General features: G+C 62.8%; 4 protein-coding genes and 1 pseudogene. 2 read left to right on the forward strand and 3 right to left on the reverse strand.

Annotated elements, in window-relative coordinates:
* Positions 1-319 precede the first annotated feature (319 nt).
* Both Q1B08_RS20645 and Q1B08_RS20650 read left to right on the forward strand, forming a co-directional pair.
* Positions 320-526: a hypothetical protein gene (locus Q1B08_RS20645; protein ID WP_299823041.1), complete on the forward strand. Its 207-nt coding sequence runs from the start codon at positions 320-322 to the stop codon at positions 524-526.
* Positions 527-813: 287 nt separating this feature from the next.
* Complete coding sequence (locus tag Q1B08_RS20650) at positions 814-2,256, forward strand: hypothetical protein (RefSeq protein WP_299823044.1); 1,443 nt, start codon at positions 814-816, stop codon at positions 2,254-2,256.
* A 135-nt stretch (positions 2,257-2,391) separates the two neighbouring features.
* Here Q1B08_RS20650 and Q1B08_RS20655 read toward each other — a convergent pair whose 3' ends face one another.
* The 3 genes and pseudogenes from Q1B08_RS20655 to Q1B08_RS20665 form a co-directional block, all read right to left on the reverse strand.
* Positions 2,392-3,405, reverse strand: a complete 1,014-nt coding sequence (locus Q1B08_RS20655; RefSeq protein ID WP_299823047.1) for an AI-2E family transporter — start codon at positions 3,403-3,405, stop codon at positions 2,392-2,394.
* A 108-nt stretch (positions 3,406-3,513) separates the two neighbouring features.
* Positions 3,514-5,181, reverse strand: coding sequence for a phospholipase D-like domain-containing protein (locus Q1B08_RS20660; RefSeq protein WP_299823050.1), 1,668 nt, complete (start codon positions 5,179-5,181; stop codon positions 3,514-3,516).
* Positions 5,182-5,345: 164 nt separating this feature from the next.
* Positions 5,346-5,656 (reverse strand): annotated as a pseudogene (locus Q1B08_RS20665) (transposase); the annotation flags it as partial.
* Between the last annotated feature and the right edge of the window lie 76 nt (positions 5,657-5,732).

The raw sequence follows: 5,732 nt of genomic DNA on the forward strand, positions 1-5,732 counted from the left end.
CGAGACGCTCGGTCTCATGCTTGGAGACCTTCAGACGTTCCTGCGCGACCGGGATTGTCTCGGTCGCGTCATCGCGCCGCGGGGGGATCGTATCACTCACGCTTTGTGCTCCCCTGTTTTCTCGACCAATCCGACAATCCGGATTTCGTGCCGCCCCAATCCGCCTCGTCTTCGAATGTTCCGAACCGGGTTCATTAATGATCGTTAACAACTTTCGGCTGCTACCGCAGGTTCCGGGAACATTTGCATAAGCTGCTTGTTGCAGGTTCAGGCCGGGGCAGCAGCTTGGTCGCGGTACGTATCCTATCTGGAGAAGATCATGGCCAAGAATTCCGACGATTTTCGCAACCCGAAAGTTCAAGAGGCTGGAACAAAATCCTCAGGTGGGATCGGCAAGTGGATCGGCATCGCCGTAGCGGCGATCTTGGCCCTGCTGCTTCTCCTCTGGCTGTTTGGCGCCCTCGGCAGCGACGATGCAGCACTCGATACGGCAGAGCCCGAAGCCGTGATCGTCCCGGCGGACTAGTCGAGCCCACATCAAGTAGTCACCCTTCGCACGACTAGACCCGAACCTTCCATGAAAGCGTCTCATACGCTTACGGTTTGATCCGTCCCGGTTCGCCGGAGGCTCTGAAGTGAGTATGCACGGAGGCTATGGAACGAGACAACAGAGCGAACCGCTACATGTCGGAGACCCACGAGCGCGCGGTCAGAATAATATTCGAGAACCTTGGGAGCTATCAGGATCGGGGAACGGCGTCCGCGTAATCCGGTGCAGGACTTTATTTGAGCGCTACGAGTAAGGAGGAAACGATGGCAAACAATTCACGAGGGGACCTGCGGAAACCGGTGCCGATGGCGTTGGCAGTTCTGGCTGTACTGGGCTGGGCAGCGGTGATCTGGCTGGCCGTCGCGAGCAACTCCGCCGAGCAGGATCTGCGCGCGCAGCTCGAAGCCGCAAATCTAGAGCGGTCGGAGGTCGCCGAAGCACTTGCAGCACTTGAAACCGCGTCCGGCGCACTGGGAAATATCCAGGCGGAAATCGATGCAGGCAGCGCAGAGATGGCCGAACTCGGGACCCGGCGCGCTGCTGCGCAACAGGAATTCGAAGCGGAGCTTGATCAGCTTGCCGCGCAACGGGAAGCTGCGCGTAATGAATTCGACACGGAGCTTACCCGCCTTACCGAGGAGATCGAGACCGCGAGGCAGGGCTTCGAGACCGAGTTGAACGATCTGACGATGCAGCGCGAGACGGTGCGGGGCCAGGTCGAGGCGGCGCAGACTGAACTCGAGAACCTGACACAGCAGACCGACGAAGAGCGTGCGGCGCTTGAGCAGGCCCGAAAGGAACAACAGACGATCACCGCGGAGTTGCAGCGGCAACGCGATGAGCTGGCTCAGTTCGAGGAGCGTACCGCGCAACAGGCGCAGGAGCTCGTCGACGTGGGGCAGCGGCTCCAGCTCGCCCGCCAGCAGAGCGCGCAGGCGCAGCAGACGCTGGAACAGCTGACCAACGAAAGTTCTCGTCTTTCGGGCGAGCTGGCGGAGGCCGAGGCGCGCCTTCAGGAGGCGCGGCAGATCGAGGCATCGGTCCAGGAGCAGCTCGTGTCCGCGCGGGAGGAGATCGACAGCCTGCAGGAGCGGCGTGGCAATCTCGAGCAGGCGGTCTCCGATCTGACCACCCGGCGTGATCAGTTGACCTCGGACGCGCAGGCCGCTCAGGAGCAGCGAAAGCAAATTCAGGAGCAGGTCACCGAACTTGCTCAATTGCTTTCGGCGCGCGGCGAGGAACTCGCGCAGATCGAGCAGCGGATCTCGGACCTCCAGCAGCGCGGCATGGAAGCGCGGCGTCAGCAGCAAGCTGGCCAGTCTACGGGGCAATCGCAGGACCAGCCGGGGGCCCGGCAGCCGTCAGGGAGATCGCGCGAAACGGGGCAGGCAGCCGCTCCGGAGCCGCGTCCGGGTGAGCAGAGCGCGCAGATCGAGCCAGGCGAATATACGGCCGGACCAGTGACGGCGGTTTTCGATATCGAAGGCAGTTTCAGCATGGCGAACGGAAACCTGTCCGAAGCCGTCACCGGCGTCTATGCCGTGGACCAGAGCGTCGTCACCTTTTCCGACGCAACCGGGGACATCCGTTCGGTGGAATTCCCGTTGTTGTGTGGCATCGAGAATACCGGGGCCGGCTTCCGCTTGGTGGGCCACGACAGTGCTTGCGGTACCTTGGAAGGCGTGGAGTTCACGCGGTCGGAGTAAGGAAGCTCGCGCGGATGACTGACGCTCAGTTCATCCTCACCATCCGGCAGATCACGCCGGTGAGACTGATCTGGCGCGCACAAAGCGTCCGCACCAGATCGAAGGTCACCCTCTGAACCTATGCGCCGCGCGAGTTTATTCGTCGCGGGATAGGATCCTCGCGATCTTTTCGGTGTTCTTGAAATGCTCGCAGATGATGATGAAGGCTGCAGTAAGTGGCACCGCCAGAAGCGCCCCGACAACGCCCCAGATCCATCCCCAGAACAGGAGCGCGACGATGATAGCGACCGGCGGCATCGACATGCCACGCCCCTGGAGCAACGGATAGACGAAGTTGCTGATCGTGAACTGCAGCACGGCGAAGCCGATGAACACGACGAGCGCCATCGTCCAGCCGTCAAACTGAACGAGGGCATAGAGGGTCGGGGGAACAATGCCGATGATATTGCCGATCACGGGGATGAAGTTCAAAAGGAAGTTGAGGATCCCCCAGATCAGCGCCAGATCAAGGCCAAGAGCGAACGCCCATACGCTCGACGCGACGCCGGTGATCAGGCTGGTGAGCACGGTCACGCCGATATACTGCCGGAATTTATCAGCGATCTGCTTGACGGTCGCGAACAACTCGCGGTTCTCGCTTGCATCCAGTTCGTGCTGGAACTTGTCTGCAAGTGCCGGGACTTCCGGAAGCCCCATGATCACCAGGACGGCAATGACGCCCAGATAGGCAAGGACCGAGTAGACTTGCCAGAATACAGTCTGGGTGATTGCAATGAGGCGGTCGTACCCTCCGTCGCCACCGGGCGTGGGCAGGCCCCTCTCGCGCGCCCATGAGACATAGGTTTCGTAAAGCGCGCGGAACTGCTCCTGGTCTTGTGCGAAGATCTGGATGACCTGCCCGATCGCGACATAGATGACAGCGAAGAAGCACCCCAGGATCAGCAAGAGGGCGATGACCGTGCCTACATAGCTGAAACGAGGCGGCAGGACGTGCTCCAGCCAAACCTTGATCGGCCAGCCGGCGGCAACGACGAATACCGCTGTGACCAGCGGCATGGTCACAGGGTAGCTCCATTTCAGTGCCGCCACGACGAGAAGCACGGAGATCAGCGTCAATAGTCGATTGCGGATCGTTTCAGGCGCATTCATCGGAACATCTTCTCCTCGCGATCAAGGGAACATGTATCCGGGTTCCTCGACGCTCCGTCCATCCTGCGCCGTGGGAGCGCTGAACGCCTAGGCTGCGATTCCGACGCTTCAACCATGCGGCTTGCGGGGCCCTGATGGGCGGTAGGTCCGGTCCGTCATGATGGCAGGTGCCGCGAGGGGCCGTCGCCGGGAGCGCCGCAAGATCCGGCGCCCGGCCCATACGCCAATCGACGCAATGCCCGCAGCCAGGAGGATCGTGCCGAGACCGACTGCCTCCAGGTGATAGGGTGCAACCGCGCGTTTGGCGGCGTGTTTGACGCGGTCTTTCGGGCGGACGCGGTTGCGTGGCCAATATCGCGGGTCGAAGATACGGCTGTCTGCCAGCGCCCGCTCCAGCGGATCGAGCAGATGGGGCTCGATCGGATGCAGACTCCGCCCCTCCGACGTCCGCAGCGCCTCTATCGCGCCAAAGAGCGAGCCGTGTTCCCGCCAGGCCGCGCGCACCGCATCGGGAGCGCGGTCCAGATGCTCGGCCACCAGCGAAAGCGTAAAGCTGCGGATCAGGGCGCTTTCCGCCTCCGAAGCGGCCTCGACCGCAATGTCGCATTCCGTGTCGAAGCCCATGGAGCGGTTGTCGAAATTACTCGATCCGATCTTGAGGAACTGGTCGTCAACCACGAACACCTTGGCGTGGACATAGATCGGCGTGCCCTCCGCATTCACGGGATGGAAGATCGAAAAGCGCCCGCCGCTGCCGCGCTCGTCCGCATCCCGCAGGCGCTTGATCATGCGCGAGCGGACCGAGTGCATCGCCTCGTCTTCTAGAAAGCTCTGGGCCGACTGCGGATTGACGATCACGATTTCCGGGCCGTCCGGCTCGGCCAGCCGCGCCTCCATCGCCTCGCAAAGACAACCGGCAGCGAGATACTGGCTCTCGATGTAGATCGTGCGGCGGGCGGCGCGGATCGCGGTGAGGTACAGCTCCTCGATCTCGTTCACCAAAGGCGTGCCGTGGTAACGTGGCTCGGTGCGGGCGATGCCGACCTCGACGTCGCGGAGGTCCGGCTGCAGATCGTCCGGCCAAGGCGATGGGCCGCCAAAGTCGGGCACGGGCAGTTCCTCCCCGGTGGCCGACTGCCAGCGTTTCCGTGACAGATCGCCAAGGGCTCCGGCCACCGACCCTTCCAGCGCAGTGGTCACGTCGTGCCAGGGCTGGTGCAGTGAGCCGTCCGGGTCAGCCCGGCGATCGTCGCCGGGCGTGTGATCGCGCGTATCCCAACGCCCCGTGGTCACGTCGATTCCGCCGCAGAAGGCGAGGCAGTCGTCGATCACCACGATCTTCTGGTGATGGCATGCGCCCGCCGGGTGATGGCTGTCGAGGGCCAGGCGGATACGTTTGGACGCCATCTTGAGGCTCATCGTCTCCCAGGCCTGCGTGGCGATCTCGGCGAGCATCGCGCCGTCCCACTTAAGGATGTGCAGGCACAGCTCGGGGCGCCGATCGACTAGTGCCTCGAGAAAGTCGCCGAGCCGGTTGGGCCAGCCGTCGGGCGCATTGCCGTTTCCGTCGCTCTGGCCGGGCATCATCTCGATGCGCAGGTCAAAATCCCAACCGACCAGGTAGGCCGCCCGTTCGGCGCGGGTCAGCGCGGCGCGCAGGTGCAGGAAATAGTCAGCCGCGTCGACGATCAGCGCGGCGCGGCTTGCGCGCGCCACGCGCCAGCAGGTCGTCCCTGGTCGGAGCAATGCGTCGGCTTGATCTTCGGTTGTCGGCATGACTGTCCTGCGATGCCTCCCAGAGCGGCGGTTCGGGTCCTGGATCACCTTGCGCTATTCTGGCGCCTTGTCGGTGCAGATCAAGACAGGTCGGTAGAGCCGTATGTAGAGCGTCAACCTTGATGTCCGCTGGCCTGCCCCTATCGGGTGGTCCGGTTTCAGTCTTAGTGCATGACGGGTCTCGGCGCCAAGGCGGATGCCTGAGGCGGGGGTGATCCGCCGTCGCGTGAGGGCAAGTGGATGGCTTTCGGCGCGGGCGGTCGATAGCCTAGCGACGAATGAGGCCGCGCAGTATTGTAGTGGACGCGCCATGCCTCGATCACCACGCGCGCCTCGGCGAGGGAGCAGAATATCTCTCCATTCAACAGCTCGTCCGTTGCCCGGCAGGCGATTGCAGAGCAATCTGCCGAGAGGGGCGGAGCTTCGAGTTGAAGCTCTCGCAGTAGCCGTTCTCCCATGCACTGCCCGGCAGGACATTGCGAAGCAATGTCCCGAGTATCCGTGATGATCAAGCGGGGGTTTCGGTCCATTTCCTTCCGTCTCGGAGGAGT

This window comes from uncultured Jannaschia sp., from assembly GCF_947494025.1.
Taxonomy (GTDB): domain Bacteria; phylum Pseudomonadota; class Alphaproteobacteria; order Rhodobacterales; family Rhodobacteraceae; genus Jannaschia.

What these genes read in the sequence shown, in the direction of transcription:
- Q1B08_RS20660 (WP_299823050.1), bottom strand. Translation starts at nt 5,181, where the DNA reads ATGCCGACAACCGAAGATCAAGCCGACGCATTGCTCCGACCAGGGACG.
- Q1B08_RS20645 (WP_299823041.1), top strand. Translation starts at nt 320, where the DNA reads ATGGCCAAGAATTCCGACGATTTTCGCAACCCGAAAGTTCAAGAGGCT.
- Q1B08_RS20650 (WP_299823044.1), top strand. Translation starts at nt 814, where the DNA reads ATGGCAAACAATTCACGAGGGGACCTGCGGAAACCGGTGCCGATGGCG.
- Q1B08_RS20655 (WP_299823047.1), bottom strand. Translation starts at nt 3,405, where the DNA reads ATGAATGCGCCTGAAACGATCCGCAATCGACTATTGACGCTGATCTCC.